We start from the raw sequence: 20,089 nt of genomic DNA, 5'->3' as shown, positions 1-20,089 counted from the left end.
CGTTACAGGGTCAAGGGTCTACCATCACCCTTCCGAAGCCAGGGCGGTCAGATCCTCGCTCATCATCTTCGGTGTCAGACCGGGACGAAACAGCAGGCGGGCATTGCCGGCACCGTCGAACACATAAACGGCGGCACTGTGGGATACCTGGTAGTTGCCGTCGGCGTCGGGTTCGTCGTAACCGAAGGTCGTGCGGTACCGCTTGGTGAGGTCTCGCAGCGCCGGTTCCCCGCCGGTCAGGCCGATGATGTTCTCGCCAAAGAAATCCACATAGCTGGCTATGCGTTCCGGCGTGTCCCGATCCGGGTCCACGCTCACGAACAGGGTTGTCACCCGGTCCTGCAGGGTCTCCGGCATCTGGTTGATGGCCTTGCTGAGGGCAGTCAGGGTGGTCGGGCAGACATCCGGGCAGGAGGTAAAGCCGAAAAACAGCAGGCGTATCTGCCCGGCGGAATCGGCTTCAGTCACCGGCTCGCCAGCGGAGCCGGTCAGCGTGAATTCCAGGTCCGGCATCAGGCTGCTGATGTCCTTGCCTTGCCAGGTCTCGCTGTCAGAACAGCCGGACAGCGTCAGCACAAGGCCAAGCAGGGCGGCAACACAGGGGCGAAATCGGGAGGTGGGCTTCCTGAACGGCATCATGACGCGGGTCCTTCGGTTACGGTGTCGCAACGGGTGAACTTGCCGTCCTCGTGCATGGCGCGGCGAAGGATGATCAGGATGCCGAGGATGCTCATCATCGCCGGTGGAATCCAGGTCAGCAGTCCACCCAGTAGCTGATCGGTTGCCGGTGGCATGGGCCAGGCCCGGCCACAGACTTCGTATACGTCGTAAACCATGCCCCGGGAGAACACAATCCAGGCGCCGAGAATCATCTGTGGAATCGCCACCAGGGCCAGCAACAGAATTCGTTTGCCATAGCCCAGAGCGTTGGTCAGCACCGGCGATCGGGCATCGAAAATCAGCCACCAGAACAACAGGCCATCCAGCAGCATGCTCCAGTTCATGAGCCAGTAGAGCTGACGGCTGAGCATGGCGTCGAAATGGATTGGTGGCCAGAGCCAGAAGTAGATCAGACCGACAAACAGTACCGAGGCCACCACCGGCTGCTGAAGCATCCGGTACAACAGCCCCAGCGGCTTGAGCAGACGACGCCCACGAGAACCGATCACCCTGTGCCAGAAGCGCAGAACCGGCAGCGGGTTGGACAGCGCAATCAGTATGGGGCCCAGATGATGAAGTATGAGGTGCTGGCCGCGGTGAACAAAGAACATGTACTGGGAGTAGTAATCAAAGCGGGTCTGCATCACGCCGTAACAGAGCAGTACCCCCGCCACAAAAGTCAGAATCCGGCCTGAACCCGGTCGCTCCTTCTCCGGCAGGCGCGGTAACGCCAGCCCGTACAGGCCCAGTACCACCATGAAACTGAGTACCGTCAGCGGTGAAAAATCGTAGGGCAGCAGGTAGCCGGCAGCAGACATCGGAAGCACTCTTTGTGTGCAAGTACAGGAAACAGCGTTTATCTTTTTTATCAGAGCCCCCCGAGTCTTACCGGCATGGCGGCGGATTTCAAGACCGGTTCAATCAGGTTTGCGGACGGAGAGAGTGCATGGCGCGATTCACCGATTCCATAGTGGCGCCTTCGGTGCTGATTTTTGACTGGCACGGCACGCTGGTGGACACCCACGACGCCATGTTCAGCGCCATGGAAGACATGCTGCCCCAGCTGGAGGAGTTGAACCTTGTCGAGCGGTTGTTGCCGGAGGAGAAATGCCGGACGGCAGACGATGCCAGGCTGGTGCGCTACATCCGCATCTTCCGGCGCCTGCACCCGCGGATTCTGGCGGAACGCCGGGTCTCCCGGACCGATATCTTCAACGCCATTTTCGGTGACGACCGCGACGCCAAACTGACAGCCCACAAAGCCTACAACGAGGCGTACCGGCGGTACTTCGGCAAGGTCCGGCCCTTTCAGCCGGGCGCCTATGAGTACCTGTCTGCGCTCAAGGCCATGGGCATTAAGCTGGCGGTCTCTACCAACCGGAACCGGGAGTTCCTGGACCGGGAGCTGGTGACCGTGGACGAAGGCCGCTGGCAACATCTGTTTGATGCGACCGTGTGTGCCGACGACGTCACCGAGTACAAGCCAGACCCGGAAGTCATCCTCAAGACACTGGAGAAACTGGGGCTGCCCGCGGATGATCGCGCCTGGTATGTGGGGGACAGCTATGTCGACATGCTGACGGCGAATAAGGCGGGAGTGGCCGGGGTATTCTATAACGGCGCATGCTGGGAACCCGACCGTATCAACAGCTGGTTTTCCTTTCGCGATGCTCCGTCGGCCATTCTCGATAGCTTCGAAGACCTGCTTGACCTGCTGGCGCTGCTGGAACGAAGCCACCCGGAGGCGTTCCGTCAGGCACCGGCCGAAGTGCGACCCAAACCCTTTCCGCCGCCCCGGCGACCGGAACCGCGGGTCGAGGCCGACTGGCATCCCGCGGTGGTCAAGCTTATCCGCCCCTCGGTGGTGCTGTTCGACTGGCACGCCACCCTGGTGGATACCCTTGATGCCATGTACCACGCCGTGGATGACATGCTGCCGGACTTTCACAAGCTGGACCTGATGGACCGCATGATGGCGCCCGAGGACAGCAAAACTCCGGAGGATGCGCGGCTGGTGGCCTATGTCCGGGAGTTCGCCCGCCTGCACCCGAAGGTGAAGGCCGACCGGAAAATTTCCCGGACCGATATTTTCGAGGTGCTGTTTGGCGACGATCAGGAGGCCAAGCAGGTTGCCCACCGGGCCTTCAATTATCACTACCGCACCCATTACGGCACGGTGAAGGCGTTTGAACCCCGGGTGCGGGATGTGCTTGAAGGACTGCGACGACTGCATATGCAGGTGGGTGTGATCACCAATCGCGACCGAGAGTTCTTCGAACATGAGCTGGCGGCAGTGGAGGACACCGGCTGGACCCACCTGTTCGATGTGGACGTGTGCGGCGATGACACGCCCCTGCGCAAACCGCACCCTGACCAGCTGTTGCTGGCGGTGCAGAAACTGGATTACCCGCCGGACCCCAGTGTCTGGTACATCGGGGATAGCACCACCGATGTGATCGCCGCCAAACGTGCGGGTCTGACCTCGGTCTTTTTTAACGGTGCCCAGTGGGATCTGCCCTGGCTAAGCCGGATCTTTCCGGGCACTCACAAGCATCCGGATAAGCCAGACGTCGTGGTCAACGATTTTTCGGAGTTCTGGGCACTGGTACTTGCCTGTGAGGTGGGGCCGCCATAACCGCGAGAAAGTGCAGGGTGCTCTCGTCCCTCAGGAAATCTGACCGCCCCTGCAATCGGCCAGGTAGCGGTTGAAACGAGACAGAAACCCCGGGTTTTCGCGGGTAAAACCGTTGCTGAGGTACAGGTACAGCGGCGCGTGGCGAAGAAAACGCTTGTGCAGCTTTTCCCTGGCGCCATCATTGTCGGTCTTCAGCCCCGCCATGACACGCTCGTCCATCACCGCCGCATCAATCCGGTTGCGCTCGAGTAGGGCCAGTAACTGCCCCGGCGAGGCTACAGTGAGGAAGATCTCATAGCCATTCGCCATCAGCCAGGACTCCTCGCTGCTGCCATCCACCACGCCGATTCGTGCAAGACGTGTATCGAGCTCTGGATCGACGGTGAAGAAGTACCATTTAGCCATGGCTACAGGTGCACTGCGGCGTGCGGTGGTGTCGAGCTTCGCCGAGGGATCAATTGCAAAGTAGCCATCGACCCGGTTGCGGCGTAGGGAGTGGATCGCCCGTTTAGGCGGCGTCACCCGGATGTTCGCAGACCAGCCGGCCTGCCCGGCTGCGCAGGCAATCGTTTCAACCGTCTCGCCGGCAACCTGACGTCGGAGGTCCGGACTGATGGCGTCAGTCACCTGGTAGGGTGGCGCCTCGAACGTGTAGAGGTTGAGTTCACGGGTCTGAGCCTGGCATACCGGGATTAAGAGAGCGCCCAGCAGGCCAGCAATGAAAGGCCGCATGTTCATGATGACCGTACTCGTTGCGCCGCGTGTTTGCTGTTCTTTGAGCGTAGCATTCCTGGCCGGGCTTCACTCTTGAACTTTAGGAGGTATTGCTCGATCCATCTGGCCTACAGCTGCTCAATTGTCGCCAGTAACGCATCGCCCCGTTTAAGCAGCGCTTCCCGTCTCTCCGGCTTTTGTTTGTCCCAGTTGCGATACATCATGCCCATCCGAGGATTCCCCGCGAATTGGTCCCGGTGGCGGTTGATAAAGTGCCAGTACAGGGCATTGAAGGGGCAGGCATCGTCTTCCGTGCTCTTGTTCACCTTGTAGTGACAATTGCTGCAATGGTCGGACATGCGATTGATGTATTTGCCACTGGCGGCGTAGGGCTTGGAGCCGAGATAGCCACCATCGGCGTGCATCACCATGCCCAGCACGTTCGGCAGCTCGACCCAGTCGTAGGCGTCGGCGTAGACCGCCAGGTACCAGTCGCAGATCTCCTCGGGGGTAACGCCGGCGAGCAGGGCAAAGTTGCCGGTGACCATCAGGCGCTGGATATGGTGGGCGTAGGCGTTGCGTCGGGTGGCATCAATGGCCTTGTTCATGCAGCGCATCCTGGTCTCGCCGGTCCAGTAGAACCAGGGCAGGCTGCGGGTGTTGCCAAGGCGATTCTCCCTGGCGTAATCCGGCATGTGCAGCCAGTAGATCCCCCGGACGAACTCGCGCCAGCCGATGATCTGGCGGATAAAACCCTCCACCGCGTTGATCGGTGCCCGGCCCGAGTACCAGGCCTGGGCGGCGGCCTCACACACGGTCAGGGGATCCAGCAGGCCGCAGTTGATGTAGGGGGAGAGAATGGCGTGAAACAGCCAGTCCTCGGTGTCGGAGATGGCATCCTGATAATCGCCGAAACAGGGCAGGGCGAAATCAATAAAGTGTTCAAGCGCCGCCTTCGCGTCCTCGGGCGTGACTGCGAAGTGGAAGTCCTCGGTGGTGCCGAAGTGATCGGCAAAATGTTTGTCCACCAGTTCAATCACTTCCCGGGTGATGGCATCAGGTTGGACGCGGAACGGAGCAGGCGCAGGCGGTTTGCCGGTCCACTTTTTCCGGTTGTCGGCGTCGAAGTTCCATTGGCCGCCCTCGGGCTCGCCATCACCCGTCATCAATAAACCGGTTTTTCGGCGCATTTCCCGGTAGAAAAACTCCATTCGCAGCTGTTTTCGTCCTTCTGCCCAGGCTGAGAACTCCTGCTTGCTGGCGATGAAACGGGTGTCCGGGCGAATCTCCACTGTCACGCCCAGCCGCTCGTGCCAACGACTGATCTGTTCGTGAAGCCGCCACTCTCCGCACTCGGTGGTGATGACGCTTCCCGCTCCCAGCGTTTTCAGCTGGTCGGCAACGACGGCTTCCAGGCTCTGGAGGTCGTTGTCCGGATGGAACGTCTGGTAATGCACTTGCCAACCATCCCGTTCGAGACGGTCTGCGAAGTGCCGCATGGCGCTGAACAGCAGCACGAGTTTCTTCTTGTGGTGATTGGTGTAGCCGGCCTCCTCGCCGACTTCGGCCATGACGATCCGGTCCCTCGTCGGGTCGGCATCAACGAGGGCGCTGATGTCGGGGGTCAGTTGATCGCCCAGGATCAGGATCAGGTTGGCCATATCAGGATGCTCCTCAGGTTCCAGCATGCCCCAAAGGGGGTAGCCTGAATACGCCAAGGGCACAAGGGTGGTTCAAAAGTCGGCGTGTTAAAGTGAAAGTCATCATCAACTGACCCGCATCAAGGGGCGACGGGCAATCGTCCGTGATAATGGGCCAACTTTCCGGTTTACGGATTCATTCCGACGTTCAGAGTTATATTTATGGCTTACGAAACCGCCGTCGCAGCTGCAGCAAACGATCTTCCGGCTTTCATCTGGGATGATGCCCTGATCCGCCGTTATGATCTCAGTGGCCCCCGTTACACCTCGTACCCGACGGCCGTGGAGTTCACCTCCGATTACACGGTGGAAGACATGGTGCAGGCGGCTGCCCGCAGCAAGGCCAGTGGCCGGCCATTGTCCCTGTACACGCACCTGCCGTTCTGTGCGCACCTCTGTTATTACTGCGCCTGCAACAAGGTAATCACCAAGAAACGCGACAAGGCGATGCCCTATGTCGAGCGGGTGCTGAAGGAGGCCGCGATCCAGTCGCGCCTTTTTGGGGCCGACCGGCCGGTGCAACAGCTGCACTGGGGCGGCGGCACGCCAACCTTCCTGCCGCGGGATGTGATGCAGCACCTGATGGCGGGCTACGGCGAACTCTTCAACCTGCAAACCGGCGACGAGCGTGACTACAGCGTGGAAATCGATCCCCGTGAGGTGGACCAGGATACCCTGCCCACCCTGTGGGAGCTGGGTTTTAACCGCATCAGCCTGGGTGTCCAGGATGTGAATCCGAAGGTGCAGAAAGCGGTAAACCGCATCCAGCCAAGGGAGATGACGGAGGCGGTACTGAATGAGGCACGCCGGATCGGTTTCCGGTCCATCAACCTGGACCTGATCTACGGCCTGCCGTACCAGACGCCGGAGAGTTTTGCCGAGACCCTGGAAGCGGTGATCGAGATGTCACCCGACCGTCTGTCGGTGTTCAGCTATGCGCACCTGCCGGACCGGTTCTATCCGCAAACCCGTATTCTGTCGGATACCCTGCCCACGCCCCAGCAGAAGCTGACGATCCTGCACAACACCATCAACCGCCTGCTGGAGGCCGGGTACGAGTACATCGGCATGGACCACTTCGCCAAGCCGGACGACAGCCTGGCGGTGGCCCAGCGGGAGGGGCGTCTGCACCGGAACTTCCAGGGTTACACCACCCACTCCGACTGCGACCTGGTGTCTCTCGGGGTTTCCGCCATCGGCCAGACCGACGATGCCTATTTCCAGAACAACCACGACCTGCCAGCCTGGGAAGCGGCTATCGACGCTGGCCAACTGGCGATTACCCGGGGTGTGGGCCTGAGCCGCGATGACCGCATCCGCCGTTGGGTGATCGGCCAGCTGATCTGCCAGTTCCGTCTGGACCGCGAGCAGTTTGCCGACACCTGGGGCGAGGATTTCGACCGCTACTTCGCCGATGAACTCAACCGCCTGCGGCCGATGATCAAGGATGAACTGGTGTCTGACGAAGGTCAGGTGCTCCAGGTTCAGCCTGCCGGTCGGTTGCTGATCCGTGCGATCTGCCAGATCTTCGACCTGTATAGGAAGGAAGGCGCCAGTCAACGGTTCTCCCGGATAATCTGAAATCGGGGTCAGAAGATCGGGGTCAGAAGAAGGCTTTCTTCTGACCGCACCTTCACTCCGCTGACAAAGGTCAAGGCACTCGCCCATCCCGGGCGCTACCCTCTAACCACTCATTCCAGCGGAGAAACCCATGGAACTCGTGTGCCCGGCCGGCAGCCTGCCGGCCCTGAAAACCGCCGTGGATAATGGTGCCGACGCGGTCTACTTCGGCTTCCGCGACAGCACCAACGCCCGCCAGTTTGCGGGCCTGAATTTCAATGACAAGCGCGCCGCTGAGGGCATTGAATACGCCCATTCCAAAGGCAGCAGGGTCTTCTGTGCCATCAACACCTACCCGCAGCCGGAGGGCTGGGAACAGTGGAAAAGGGCTGTCGACCGTGCTGCAGGCCTGGGTGTCGATGCCATCATCCTGGCCGACATGGGCCTGCTCGATTACGCCGCCAGCCGCTACCCGAATATTCCGCGCCACCTCTCGGTGCAGGGCTCTGCCACCAGCTACGAGGCGCTGTCGTTCTACAAAGATAACTTCGACATACGCCGGGCGGTGCTGCCCCGGGTTCTGTCTCTGGATCAGGTGCGGGGTGTCGCCAAACACAGTCCGGTGGAACTGGAAGTGTTCGCCTTCGGCAGCTTGTGCATTATGGCCGAGGGTCGCTGTTACCTGTCGTCGTACCTGACGGACGAATCGCCCAACACCCGCGGCGCCTGCTCTCCGGCGAAGGCCGTGCGTTGGCACGAGACGCCGGAGGGGCTGGAGTCCCGTCTGAACGATGTCCTGATTGACCGTTACGGCCAGGGTGAATCGGCCGGTTACCCGACCCTCTGCAAAGGCCGGTTCGAGGTGGAGGGCAGCGTCTACCATGCCATCGAGGAACCGGTCAGTCTGAATACTCTGGACCTGTTACCTGACTTGCAGGCGCTGGGCATCAGTGCGGTGAAGATCGAGGGTCGCCAGCGCAGCCCCGCCTACATTGCCGACGTGGCCCGCACCTGGCGCCAGGCCCTGGACAACCTGGAAAGAACGCCGGGAATGTTCACCGTGGAGAATGACTGGCGCAACACCCTGTCCGGGCTCTCCGAAGGCGGCCTGACCACCCTGGGCGCCTATCATCGCAAGTGGAAATAAGGTTCTGCCAATCATGATGAAACTTTCTCTCGGACCCATCCTGTGGTTCTGGTCCAAGCAGACCGTGTTCGATTTCTACGCCAAAGCCGCCGAATGGCCGGTGGATACCATCTACCTGGGTGAGGCCGTCTGCTCCCGGCGCCGGGAACTGAAGCCGGACGACTGGTTTGATCTGGCCCGGGACCTGAAAGCCTGCGGCAAGGAGGTGGTGATCTCCACCCAGACCCTGATCGAGTCGGAAGCGGATCTGCGTCGCCTGCGCCGGATCTGCGATCAGAATGAGTTCCTGGTGGAGGCCAACGATCAGAGTGCGGTGCAGGTCGCCAGCCGCCACCACATTCCGTTTATTAGCGGCCCTTCCATGAACATTTACAACGTCGCCACGCTCAAGGTGCTGGCGAAGCAGGGACTGAAAGGCTGGAACCTGCCGGTCGAGCTGGGCAAGGAGACCCTCGAGCAGCTGATCAACGGCCTGAAACAGGAAGGCCTGGAACTGCCCGCCGAGGTGTTCGCCTGGGGTTTTCTGCCCCTGGCCTGGTCGTCCCGCTGTTTCACTGCCCGCCATTACAACCTGCCCAAGGACAACTGCGAGTTCCGTTGTTTGCAGCATCCGGACGGCATGGAGTTGCGTTCCCGCGAATCCCGGGAACTGTTCCGCCTGAACGGTATTTCCACGCTCTCGGGGTCCCGATACGACCTCACGCGTGAACTGCCGGAAATGGAGCGGATGGGCGTGAACACGGTGCGCCTGAGCCCGGAACACCAGGGCATGGAGGAAGTGGTAAAACGCTTTGATCAGGTACGCCGGGGTGAAGTGCCTGCCACCGACCCGCTGCACCTGGTGGAGGCACCACCCTGCAACGGATACTGGTATGGCAAGCCGGGAATGGACCTGATCCGCTGAGGCCGATCAGTCCCTGACGGGTTTGACGCCAGGAAAGCGGTCAGACACATACGTGCTGTGACACTGGATGCAGTTGCCTGTCATTTTGCCGAACAGCTTGTGTTGCTTCTCCGTGTCGTCATTCCTGCCGGCCTCTGCCAGCGATGCCGCGAGTTGATGAAACTCCTTGTCCAGCTTGATAAAGCCTTCTGGTACGGCCGACATCAGATCTTTACGATCCTGTTCAGTGAGTGATTGCTGCAGGATGAAACTGTCGTAAATATCCCGGGCTTGCTTCGCAACCTTGTCATGCTGACCCATAACGATGGCCGAATGGATCTGTCCCATCGCCGTCTGAATCGATCGCATCTCTTCGCGCAGCAGTCGATCCAGTTTGCCGGTGAGCTTGGGAGTGACCGGTTCGGCAGCCGTGGCAGCGAATGACACAGTAAGGCTCAGGATGAGGATGCTCAGAAGCGAACTGTTTGTTTTTGTCATGAAGATGCCCCCTCTGTCGATGAATGTTGAGCGTCGTTCAGGCTATCAGTGTTGAGTAGTTTGCCTGTTGAGATATGTTAACTGTCCGCTGTCTGTTGAATCCTCAAGGCTATGGGGGTTGGACGAAGTGGCCCACCCCAGATCTTCCAGGATGACGTAGAGCGCCGGCAAACCCAGTAACACGACCAGAGTCGACACCAGCAGGCCGAACACCACGGAAATCACCAGCGGAATCACCGCCATGGCCTGGGTGCTGGTTTCGGCCAGCAAGGGCAGCAGGCCGGCTACGGTGGTGCTGGTGGTGATCAGAATGGCCCGGAACCGGTTCCGGCTGGCGGCGCCAGCGGCTTCGACGGTGCTCATGCCCTGTTCCCGATAGCTTTTGATGAACTGCACCAGCAGGATGGCATTGTTGACTACAATGCCGGCCAGTGAAGCAGCGCCGATCAATGATGGCATGGACAGGTTATAGCCCATGAGCAGGTGGCCCCAGGCCGCCCCCATGAAAGCCACCGGAATGGACAGCATCACGATGATCGGCTCCAGATAGCTGCGGAACTGGAACGACAGGATCAGGAAGATGCCCAGCAGGCCGATCAGCAGGCCCCGGGCGATGGACTGGCCGGTTTCCCGGGAGCGGGCGGTCCGGCCTTCCACCTGTAGAGTGATTTCCGGCCATCGTTCGCGAAGCTCCGGAAACACACGGTTCTGAAGATCGGTGACGATGGCATCGGCGTTGGTCATACGTCCGTTCACATCCGCCGACACTGTGACGGTGCGTAGACCGTCAATGCGGGTAACCTGGGCCCACTGACGCTCGTCGGTAATATCGGCCACCTCCCGCAGCGGGATCATCTGGCCATTCTTGCCGGTGATGACCGTGTCTTCCAGGAACGCCCGGGTAGTGCGCTCGGCGCGGCTCTGGCGGACCAGAATCTCGATGTGCTGGTCGCCGATCTGCACCGTATCGACAATATCGCCCAGCAACCCGGTGCGTATCTGGCCGGCGACATCGCTGGCGGTCAGGCCGAGGGCCAGGGCACTGTCTTTCAGTTTCAACGTGCGCTGGGGTTTGCCGGGGCGGAGGTCGTCCAGCACGTTGAAGGTGCCGGTGTAGTCGGCCACGTCGTTGCCCAGGTAGCGGGCCGCTTCTTTGAGATGGTCCAGGTCGCTGCCCTGCAATCGGATCTCGATCGGAATGCCCGCCGGGCCGAATCCCGGTTCCTGAATGGTCAGGGCAATCAGGCCAGGAATATCGCCGATTTCCTGGTACCAGCGGTCGGTCACGGTGGCCAGATCAACGGTGCGGTTTTCTGCGGTGAGCAGGTCGGCCATCACCGTGGCCACATGGGCGCCTTGCTCGCCGGCACCGGAGTGCTGGTTGAAGCGGGTCTGGACATTGCGCACCAGAGCCTGGCCATCCGGTTGCTCGGGGCTGTATTCCTTGTTCAGCCGGAGCATGGCTTCGGTAATTCGGTTGGTGATTTTCCGGGTCTGGTGCAGGGGGGTGCCCTGCGGCATCAGTACCCGGGCTTCCAGGACATCACCGTCGATTTCCGGCATGGCCTCCATACGCACATGGCCGCCCGCCATAAGGCCGACAGACCCCAGCAGAATGATCAGCATGCCGGCCAGCACCCCGTAGCGAAAGCGGATGGCGGTATCGGCCAGTTGCCCCAACGTTTCCCGGCTTGTTTCAAAGCCCCGGTCAAACCGCGCGCGAAAGCGGGAAACGGGTTTGTCCCGGCCTTTGCCCAAACCACTTTTCAGGTGATGGGGCAGAATCCAGAAGGCTTCGATCAAAGAGGCGGCCAGGGCGGCAATCAGCACCACCGGCAGGACTTCCAGTACCGAGCCCAGTTCGCCGGCCAGAAATGCCAGGGGTAAAAACACCGAGACGGTGGTCAGAAACGACGACAACACGCCCGGCAGGATTTCCAGGGTGCCATGGGTCGCGGCCTGCAGAGGCGTAGCGCCTTCAGTGGCATGGCGTGCAATGTTCTCGGTGATGACCACCGAATCATCCATCACGATGCCAATGGCCATCAGTAACGCCACCAGGGTGATCATGTTCAGGGACAGCCCGGTCAGGGCCATCATCACGAAGGCGCCGGCAAAGGCCGCCGGCAGGCCGAACAGTGCCCAGAAGGCCAGCCTGGGCCGGAAGAACAGGGCCATCACCAGCCCCACCAGCAGCAGGCCGGTAATGCCATTGCCGACCAGCATCTGCAGGCGGTCCTTGACGATGGAGGTCATATCCTGGGTGATCTCAAGGTTCACTGTGCCATTCCGCCGGCGCTTTTCCTCGGCAATAAAAGCCTGAAGGGCATCCATCACCCGCAGGGCATCTTCACCGCGGTTTTTGTGGATTTCCAGAATGATCGCCCGCTGGCCGTTGAACTCGGCGCGCTCTTCCTGCCGTTCATAAGTCTCAGACAGGGTGGCAATATCGCCCAGAGTGAGCACGGCACCGGCCTGGCCGCCCAGCACTGGCAGGTTGGTCAGCGTCTGCAAAGACCGGCGCTCGTCCACGAAACGTAGCTGGATATCCTGGCTGTCGGTTTCCAGGGTGCCCAGGGGCATGTCAACATTCTGACCAGTGATGGCCCGGGCGACATCCCGCACGCCCAAGCCGTACTGGCGCAACAGGTTCTGTGATATCTCCACCTGCCATTGGCGCTGGGACAGGCCCACCGGCACCACATCAGCTACGCCATCAATGGCAAACAAACGGTCTTCCAATTGGTTGGTATAGCTTTCCAGGTGGGCGAAACTCATGGGGCCGGTGACAGCAATGGCGGCCACCAGGTCGGTGCGGTAGAGCTCCCGGATGATCGGGTCTTCAGCTTCTTCCGGCAGGTCGGTAAGGCCTTCGATTTCGGTGCGGATATCGTCCAGAAACCGGCCCATATCGCCGCCGGATTCCATGCTGGCAATAGTCTGGGCCTGGTTGTCCCGGGCGGTACAGGTAACCTCCTGCATATGGTTCACCCGCTGCAGGGCTTCGCTCAGACGCTGGCAGAGGGCTTCCTCCACATCGGCAGCCGTGGCGCCCCGGTACTCCATGGTGATACTCACTTCCGGCGGCAGATAGTCCGGAAAGGTTTCCCGGGTAAGGCTGGGGGCGGCAAACAGCCCCGCCGCCAGTATCAGAATCAGCAGCAGGTTGCCCGCCGTGGGATGGCCCGCGAACCAGCGGATCATGGCTGATCTCCCGAGGCCGGTTGTTGCCCGATTTCCCCGGCAGCCTCGACCGCTTGGGAAGCCAGCAGAGTTCCGTCGATGGCGGGTACCAGATCATCCAGAACCAGCCGGTCTCCCGGTTTCAGGCCTTCACTGATAACGGCCAGATCCCTCTGCTGCCAGGCGACCGTGACTTCTCTTCGCTGCAGGCGATTGTCTTCATCGGCGAGGTAGACCACGCCCTGATGAACAGTGCTGGCCGGGATTACGATAACCGGCCGGGGAGTGGGGGCGCTAATACTGGTCTGCACGAACATGTTTCGTACCAGCGGCGGGCGGGCAGGCGGATTGGCGTTGCGGTAAGGTTCTTCCACCGAGATCACCGCCTGAACAGTCCGGGTGGCCGGGTCGAGACTGCTGGTGACCCGGGTAAGTTTCCCGGGCCAGTGGGCATCCGGCACGTTGGTGGGGGTTACCCGGACCTGCAGATCGCCCAGGGAGAATTGGTCATGAAAGTCGGTGAAGTTGTTGGTTGTGCCGGCGCCGGGTTCCGGCAGGCTGTCGTCCGACAGTTGTGACAACACCCGGCGCAGTTCTGCTACTTCCAGCTGCACTGTGGCCTCGGCCCGGGTTATGTCGTCGGCAATGAACAGGCTCTGGCCGGGGCTGACATGCTGGCCGATGTCGATATCGGCCTGATGGACCCGCAGGTCCCAGAGTGCTTCAAAGCGGGTGTCTTCCAGGTCTTCCCGGGCACTGGCAAGCGCGGATTCCGTTCTGGCCTTGCGGGCCTCCAGGGTATCCCGCCTGACAGGAATCAGGTTCAGCTGGTTTCTGAGGCTCTGGACCGCCTGTTCCTGCTGCAGGGTTGCCCGCTGTTGCTCGTCGTACCGGGTTTCAGAGAGGGCGCCCCGCTCGGTCAGGGTTCTTGCCCGGTCCAGTTCCCGCCTGGCCAGCGTCAGCCGGCGTTCTTCCAGCTTCAGCAGCTCACCCGTATTGCGCTCTTCCTGCGCCAGTTGTCGCAGTTCGGCTTCGATGCCTGCCAGATCCGCCTGGGCGGAGGCTTCGGCCAGTTCATAACGGGTGGGGTCGATCTCAAGCAACCGTGTGCCCGCGGCGATCAGGTTGCCGCTCTCCAGCTCCGGGTGCTTCCAGATAACCCGCCCGCCAACATTGGCCACAGCGTTCCAGCTTCGGGCCGGCAGCACCTGGCCATAGCCCCGGGCTTCGGTACGGAATTCCCGGGGCGTGACTGTCATTATGCGCACCGGGGTAGCGGCTACCTGCGCCTCTGCCCGTTCCGGCGGTTGTTTCAGCTCTATCATGATCACGACAAAGACGATGCCGGTCATCAGAGCCAGAGCCAGAGTCAGTTTATTTTTCCGGGTCATCGGGCTTCTCCTGAAAGCTGGCGCTGTATAGTTTGAAGATTCGGGGTGCCGCCTGCTCAAGGGTATGCATCTCGCCACTGACCATGGCCTGAACTACCAGCCCCTGAATAGCACCGAGATACAGCACCGCCGCAGCCTCGATATCGATACCGGAGGCGATGCGCCCCTGCTGGATGCCAAGATTCAGCAGCCCGACCACCTTCTTGCGGTAGCGGGCGAGTGTCTGGCGGATGATAGTTTTGGCGGGGCCGTTGTCTGGCTTCTGCAATTCCCCCAGCATCAGTCGCGGAATACCCGGGTGCCGGGCGATAAAGCCCACGTGGGCCAGGAACATGGCTTCCAGTGCCTGGTCTGCCTGCTGGTGTTGGTCGGCGGCACTGAATACCTGGCGGGTGAGCTGCTCTGACACCCAGCCCGCTACTGACTCCCACAGCCGGTTCTTGTTGGGGAAGTGTTTGAACAGGGCGCCCTGCGACAACCCCACTTCATCGGCAATACGGGCCGTGGTGAGGGTGGCCGGGTCCTGTTCGCTGCAAAGCTGGACGACCGCTTCGATGGTGGCAGACTGGCGCAGTTCGGTGCTCTGGTAGGCGCGTTTGGAGCCTTTTGGCTTTGTTGACATGGTAATACCAAAAGAAAGTAATCAATTACTTTATTCTGAAAGCCCGAAATGGTTTTTGCAACAATCTTCGAGTGTGAGGCGGCTGATGTCGTTTCCGGGTTCTGCCGTGGAATCGGGTTCTCCTTCCCTGGAAGTGGCTCGGGACCGGACCGGGTGGATACCAGCAAAAGCGCTAATGGGCAGCTATGGCGAGCCAAATGCGCCGGACCCTCTCCGAGGTATGCCTTTGAGCCGCCAGGTCTGCCCGGCACTGGGCTTGGGAAGCCCGGTTACGAGTTTGGGAACAGTGTCGTCCGAAAGCTGACAGTCCATTCCAGACCATCCAGCAGGTTCTTCAGCGCCAGCCCCAGCTCGGTGTCCCCCTCAATGACCAGACGGCGCTGGAAGAAGAGCTGGTCCGGGTCCTGACGCCGTTCGGCCAGGGTTCGGAATGCTGACAGGGAGCCGCGGATGATAGCTTCCCCTGAGCCGTCAACCACCCTCAGCCTGCCCGACCAGAATCCCAAAGTAATACCCGGGTGACCCTCGTTCAATTCCAGGCGGATCTTCCGTCCCTCGAAATCATCAAACTCGCCCTCGGCAATGGCCCGGGCGAACAGACGATTCAGGGGTGCTTCGGCCGCCAGTTGTTTGACCGGCATGGGGATGCGCTGGTCGACAGCGCCAAGCAGCGGGGCGGGGGACGGAAGGTATTCCCGGAGTACCGTCAGGGACTGGTCGAGTAATGGGTGGTGTGCGGGGAACGCGGTCAGTTTGGGTAACGAAAGGTGCATCGTCGGCTCCGTTATCTGGGACGGAGGCAGGGTAGGGGAAAACTGGTTTGGGGGCTTTGATATAACTCAGGGGGTGAAAGTGGGGTCAGAAGAAGGCTTTCTTCAGATCCCCGGGTGGCGGTGAAGTTGGGGTCAGATGAAGGCTTTCATTTGACCCCTTCTTTGGGCCGGCTTCCCTCAGCGGTGCAGACCTTCTTCCACGGCCCAGACCGCCACTTCCACCCGGGAGCGCAGGTTCAGCTTTTTCAGCAGGTGCTTCACGTGCACCTTCACGGTGCCGTCGCTTATGTCCAGTTTGCGGCCGATCATCTTGTTGGAGAGCCCCTCGGCAATCAGGCGGAGGATATCCTTTTCCCGGGGTGTCAGGCTGTCGAAGTCCGGGCGCGAAGCCTGCTGCGGCTTGTTGGAGCGCAGGGCCTGGGCCAGCAGTGTGGTGAGGCGCTCGCTGATCACCATCTTGCCGACGGCGGCCTGGTGCAGCTGCCGGATCATATCCTCCGGTTCCATATCCTTGAGCAGGTAGCCGTCAGCGCCTGCGCGCAGCGCGGCTACCACATCATCCTCGTGATCGGAGACAGTGAACATGATGATCCGGGAACTGATGTTCTGTTGCCGCAGTTTCTCAAGGGCTTCGATGCCGTTCATCTCGGGCATGTTCAGATCCATCAGGATCAGGTCCGGCTCGATTTCCGTGGCCAGGCGAATGCCGTCTGAAGCGTTGTTGGCTTCACCAACCACTTCCATATCGTCTTCCATTTCGATCAGCTGCTTGATGCCCTGGCGCAGAAGCGGATGATCATCAATCAGCAGAATGCTTGCGGGTATATCTGACATGGTTACTCTGGTTTCCTTTTCTGCGTTCCGGCGTGCTTGGAGGCCGCCCGTGTGTGTGGTCCGGATCAGGCGCTGGAGACTTCGGTCGGGATAAGGTTCCGGCTTTTCGGGATGAAAGACAATGACACTTCCACACCGCCTTCCTCCCGGTTCTGAACCCGTACCTGCCCACCCAGTGTTCGGGCGCGATCCTGCATGATGACCATTCCATAATGATTGATGGGCTGGTCGCCCTCGGGCAGGCCTCTGCCGTTGTCACGGATCCGGGCTTTCACTTTCGGTGACTCGAAGATTATATCGACTTCAACTTCGCTGGCGTCGGCATGCTTTACGGCGTTGGCAAGCCCTTCCCGAACAATCTGGAGGGTATGTATTTCCTCATTGGGCGACAGCGTATTCGGCGGCAGGTTGTAGACCAGTTGCACCGGCTTGCCGAGCCGTTCTGAAAATTCTTCAACGGTGTGTTTGAGCGCGGAAGACAGATCCGGGGTGTCCAGCTTCAGCCGGAAGGTGGTCAGCAACTCGCGCAGTTGCCGGTAGGCGCTGTTCAGGCCCATGCTGAGTTCATCCAGGATGGCCTCGTGGGTCGCCTCTTGCTCGCCGGTGATGTTGAGCCTGCGCAGGCGCGCTACCTGCATCTTCAGGTAGGACAGCGACTGCGCCAGTGAGTCGTGCAGCTCCCGGGCGATAACCGTGCGTTCTTCCGCCAGGGTCAGCTGCTGCTCCTCGGTAATCTGCCGCTCGAGGAAGATTGCGGTGGCCAGCTGATCGCTCAGGATTTCCAGCAGCTGGCGGGCGGTCGGTGCCAGATCCATCTGGACAGGGTACCAGACTTCCAGTGTCCCCAGCAGATGTCCGGGGGTGCGGATGGGCAGCAACAGGCGGCGGCCGTCATTGTTTTCAATCGGTAGGTCTTCGTACTGCTCGGGTTGCACCAGGCAGGCGTTGCAGTGGTGGTCCCGGCAATAGAAGGGGCGCTCCCGGGTCGCGGTGGTGACGGCCTGAATGGGCTGGGAAGAGTCCCGGTCATGAAGGTAGATCTGGATCGGGCCAATACCGAGCAACTGCTCCAGTTGCTGGAGCATGGGCACGGCGCCGTCGCACAGGTCGTGATTGGCGAACAGGCCATGACTGGCGGTATGAAGGAGCTGCAAGGCCGCGTTGCTCTTTTCCAGCTCATCGGTTTTGGTCCGGACGCGTTCCTCCAGTTCGTGATAGGTCAGGGCCAGCTCACTCGTCATCTGGTCGAAGGCATCGCCAAGCTGGGCCAGCTCATCGGAGCCTCTCAATTGAGCCTTGTGAGAAAAGTCGTGTTGCCGGACAGCGTCGGCAATGTCGACGAGTTTTCGCAGCGGACGCAACACCCGGTTTTTCATGTCAATGAACAGGGCGAGAATAATCAGGATGGAGAACGCGAGACTGATGATCTGGATCATGTGCAGCAGATCGATCCGGGCTTCCGTGCGCTCTTCAAGCATGGTGACCAGCTGGTCCACCTCGCGAACGTAGGTGTCCGTCGCGGAAATCAGTTGGGCACTCACCAGCGATCCGGGATCATGATTTTTCAGGGCTGGCTGCAGGTTGGACTGCCAGGTATCCAGGATCGACTGGTACTGCCGCGCCAACGGGTGCTCGGTATTGTCGGGTATGGCCTGGATAATACCAACATTAACCAGGCGCGCCATGTACTTCTCGGTCAGCGCCTGAAAAGCCTCGTTATCGCGCTCATGGTCGCGGGAGCCAGCCGCCCTCGACAGCAGCTGAAAGGCCCCCATCCGGAGTGCGCCGGCCTGATTTATGGCCGTTGCATTGCCTTCGATGCTTTTGGACACGGCGAGGGTGGCGGCCATGCTCACCAGAGCGGTCAGTATAATGGCTCCGACCACAACCGAGAGCCGGTTCACGAGAGATGTTCTGGATTTCATCAATAATCGTCTTGTCGGTTGCCCTGACACGATGCCGGAAGCATCAGCCTTCAAGGTAGTTGATGACGGCATTGGGTCGTGTTTTCTACCTCCTTGAGAATAGTCACTTACCCCAAGAGGCGATAGCCCATCATAGTCTTTGACCGTTTACAGGGCAAAAGATGAAACTGAAAGTTGGGTTTTGCAGGGAGAGCCATCTATGACGGCTGATTGGGAACGTGAGGAGGACCGGCTGACCTCGCTGGCCGTTGTCCTTCCGCTTGCGCTGATGGGGTTTGTTATTGCATCCGGCTGCTGGACATTGTTTGCCGTGGCCGGCGTGCACGTGCGGGCGGAGTTGGCGCTGACCAGCCTCCAGTTTGGCTTCCTGCTGGCGATGCCCATGGCGGTCAGTGCCTTCCTGGCGATCCCCGCCGGGCTGGCGGCACAGAACGTCGGAGCGCGCCGGGTCATGCTGTTATGCCTGGCGGGGTTGGCGCTCTGCATGATGCTTTTGCTGGTGACGAGGAGTTATGTCGGGTACCTGGTGGCTGCGGGGGGGCTTGGCCTGGCGGGCGGCTTTTATTGCGCCGGCCTGCAGTTTGTTACCGGCCACTGTCGGCCCGCACGTCTGGGGCTTGTGCTGGGGGTTTTCGGAAGTGGCGTTACTGGCGCCGGATTCAATTACTATCTGGTTCCGTTGTTTCACGAGGCCTTTTCCTGGCGGGGAGTCGCCCTGGCGTACCTGGTGGCACTGCTCCTGATTCTGGTCCTGATGGTGATGTTAACGTCGTCGGATGACGCCGGCGCGGACGCCGGTTCCCCGGTCAGGCTGGGCAAGCGGTTTGCTACCATCGCGCTGAATCGCCGCTGGCAGGTCTGTGCCTTTTTCGGCGTGGTTGCGGGCAGTTTTTTTGCCCTGGCACTCTGGTTGCCCGACTATTTGTCCTCCCAGTTCCGACTGGACGTCCAGACCGGTGCCCGGCTGTCGCAGTGGTTCGTGGTGCCGGGGGCCCTGGCTCAGATCGTGGGCGGCGCGCTGTCAGACCGGTACGGGTCGGCTGCCGTCATCAGCCGATCGCTGGTGGCCTGCCTGATCTCCCTGTTTGTGCTTTCCTACCCACCGATGACGTTGTTCATCCGGGGCGGCGAGACCGTCATTGAACTGGAGTTCGCGTTACCCCTGTTCGTCGAGGCCCTGTTCGTGGTGGCGCTGGGGCTTGCCCTCGGCTGTGCCATGGGCAGTCTGCAGCGGCTGGCGATTCTGGGCAGCACTTCCTCCGCGGCCCTGGTGGCCGGTCTCCTGCTGGTTGGCGCCTGCTCCGTTGCTTTTCTGCTGCCGGTGATTTTCGGCGCCGTGAACCACTGGCTGGGTATCCGTACCGCGGTGTTCATGATTCTGTTTGCCCTGCTGGCCGGCTGCCTGTGGATGTTCGCCCGGGACAGCCGCCATCGTGAACGCCGGTCCTTTCTCCACCGGGGGATATGAGCGCCCTACCACCAGTGAGGTAGGGGCAGGTTATGAGGTAGTAACCACGCAGATTTCGGGGATTTTCTCACACACAATGGTCTCAAATCGGAACAA

Annotated in this window: 16 protein-coding genes; 5 read left to right on the top strand and 11 right to left on the bottom strand. The window is 60.6% G+C overall.

Annotation, left to right across the window (positions count from 1 at the left end; translation table 11 throughout):
* Positions 1-24: 24 nt before the first annotated feature.
* Together K0B93_RS08380 and K0B93_RS08375 are read right to left on the bottom strand one after the other, a co-directional pair.
* A complete protein-coding gene (locus tag K0B93_RS08380; RefSeq protein WP_228743331.1) occupies positions 25-639 on the bottom strand; it encodes an SCO family protein in 615 nt (204 codons plus the stop codon).
* A complete protein-coding gene (locus tag K0B93_RS08375; RefSeq protein WP_219866775.1) occupies positions 636-1,478 on the bottom strand; it encodes a cytochrome c oxidase assembly protein in 843 nt (280 codons plus the stop codon). Before K0B93_RS08375 ends, K0B93_RS08380 begins: the two co-directional genes overlap by 4 nt.
* A gap of 128 nt (positions 1,479-1,606) precedes the next feature.
* Here K0B93_RS08375 and K0B93_RS08370 point away from each other — a divergent pair, with 128 nt between their 5' ends.
* On the top strand, positions 1,607-3,295 hold the full coding sequence (locus K0B93_RS08370; RefSeq protein ID WP_219866774.1) for an HAD family hydrolase: 1,689 nt from the start codon (positions 1,607-1,609) through the stop codon (positions 3,293-3,295).
* A gap of 30 nt (positions 3,296-3,325) precedes the next feature.
* On the opposite strand, the gene K0B93_RS08365 is transcribed toward K0B93_RS08370, so the two are convergent.
* Together K0B93_RS08365 and K0B93_RS08360 are read right to left on the bottom strand one after the other, a co-directional pair.
* Positions 3,326-4,033 carry a substrate-binding periplasmic protein gene (locus tag K0B93_RS08365; protein WP_219866773.1) on the bottom strand — a complete coding sequence of 236 codons (708 nt, stop codon included), beginning with the start codon at positions 4,031-4,033 and terminating at the stop codon, positions 3,326-3,328.
* A gap of 104 nt (positions 4,034-4,137) precedes the next feature.
* Complete coding sequence (locus tag K0B93_RS08360) at positions 4,138-5,670, bottom strand: cryptochrome/photolyase family protein (protein WP_219866772.1); 1,533 nt, start codon at positions 5,668-5,670, stop codon at positions 4,138-4,140.
* Between the two features lie 201 nt (positions 5,671-5,871).
* Here K0B93_RS08360 and hemN point away from each other — a divergent pair, with 201 nt between their 5' ends.
* From hemN to K0B93_RS08345, 3 genes are all read left to right on the top strand, one after another.
* The gene (gene hemN, locus K0B93_RS08355; protein WP_219866771.1) at positions 5,872-7,290 is read left to right on the top strand and encodes an oxygen-independent coproporphyrinogen III oxidase; all 1,419 of its coding nucleotides are present in this window, start codon (positions 5,872-5,874) and stop codon (positions 7,288-7,290) included.
* A gap of 130 nt (positions 7,291-7,420) precedes the next feature.
* Positions 7,421-8,416 carry a ubiquinone anaerobic biosynthesis protein UbiU gene (ubiU, locus tag K0B93_RS08350; protein WP_219866770.1) on the top strand — a complete coding sequence of 332 codons (996 nt, stop codon included), beginning with the start codon at positions 7,421-7,423 and terminating at the stop codon, positions 8,414-8,416.
* A 13-nt stretch (positions 8,417-8,429) separates the two neighbouring features.
* Complete coding sequence (locus K0B93_RS08345) at positions 8,430-9,320, top strand: U32 family peptidase (protein ID WP_219866769.1); 891 nt, start codon at positions 8,430-8,432, stop codon at positions 9,318-9,320.
* Positions 9,321-9,326: 6 nt separating this feature from the next.
* On the opposite strand, the gene K0B93_RS08340 is transcribed toward K0B93_RS08345, so the two are convergent.
* The 7 genes from K0B93_RS08340 to K0B93_RS08310 form a co-directional block, all read right to left on the bottom strand.
* Positions 9,327-9,797: a cytochrome c gene (locus K0B93_RS08340; RefSeq protein WP_219866768.1), complete on the bottom strand. Its 471-nt coding sequence runs from the start codon at positions 9,795-9,797 to the stop codon at positions 9,327-9,329.
* Between the two features lie 45 nt (positions 9,798-9,842).
* On the bottom strand, positions 9,843-13,001 hold the full coding sequence (locus K0B93_RS08335; protein ID WP_219866767.1) for an efflux RND transporter permease subunit: 3,159 nt from the start codon (positions 12,999-13,001) through the stop codon (positions 9,843-9,845).
* Positions 12,998-14,371 (bottom strand): efflux RND transporter periplasmic adaptor subunit, encoded by a 1,374-nt coding sequence (locus K0B93_RS08330; RefSeq protein ID WP_219866766.1) that lies wholly within the window; start codon positions 14,369-14,371, stop codon positions 12,998-13,000. Before K0B93_RS08330 ends, K0B93_RS08335 begins: the two co-directional genes overlap by 4 nt.
* Complete coding sequence (locus tag K0B93_RS08325; protein WP_219866765.1) at positions 14,355-14,993, bottom strand: TetR/AcrR family transcriptional regulator; 639 nt, start codon at positions 14,991-14,993, stop codon at positions 14,355-14,357. Before K0B93_RS08325 ends, K0B93_RS08330 begins: the two co-directional genes overlap by 17 nt.
* Positions 14,994-15,262: 269 nt before the next feature.
* A complete protein-coding gene (gene ubiT / locus K0B93_RS08320) occupies positions 15,263-15,766 on the bottom strand; it encodes a ubiquinone anaerobic biosynthesis accessory factor UbiT (protein ID WP_219866764.1) in 504 nt (167 codons plus the stop codon).
* A gap of 177 nt (positions 15,767-15,943) precedes the next feature.
* On the bottom strand, positions 15,944-16,600 hold the full coding sequence (gene narL, locus K0B93_RS08315) for a two-component system response regulator NarL (protein WP_219866763.1): 657 nt from the start codon (positions 16,598-16,600) through the stop codon (positions 15,944-15,946).
* A 65-nt stretch (positions 16,601-16,665) separates the two neighbouring features.
* Positions 16,666-18,525 carry a histidine kinase gene (locus tag K0B93_RS08310; protein ID WP_219866762.1) on the bottom strand — a complete coding sequence of 620 codons (1,860 nt, stop codon included), beginning with the start codon at positions 18,523-18,525 and terminating at the stop codon, positions 16,666-16,668.
* Positions 18,526-18,724: 199 nt separating this feature from the next.
* On the opposite strand from K0B93_RS08310, the gene K0B93_RS08305 reads away from it, so the two are divergent.
* Positions 18,725-19,993, top strand: a complete 1,269-nt coding sequence (locus K0B93_RS08305) for an MFS transporter (protein ID WP_219866761.1) — start codon at positions 18,725-18,727, stop codon at positions 19,991-19,993.
* Positions 19,994-20,089 lie beyond the last annotated feature (96 nt).

The sequence above is a fragment of the Marinobacter sp. F4218 genome, from assembly GCF_019443085.1.
GTDB lineage: Bacteria > Pseudomonadota > Gammaproteobacteria > Pseudomonadales > Oleiphilaceae > Marinobacter > Marinobacter albus.
Note: the sequence above shows the minus strand (reverse complement) of the source record. Positions and strands in the feature narration are given on the sequence as shown.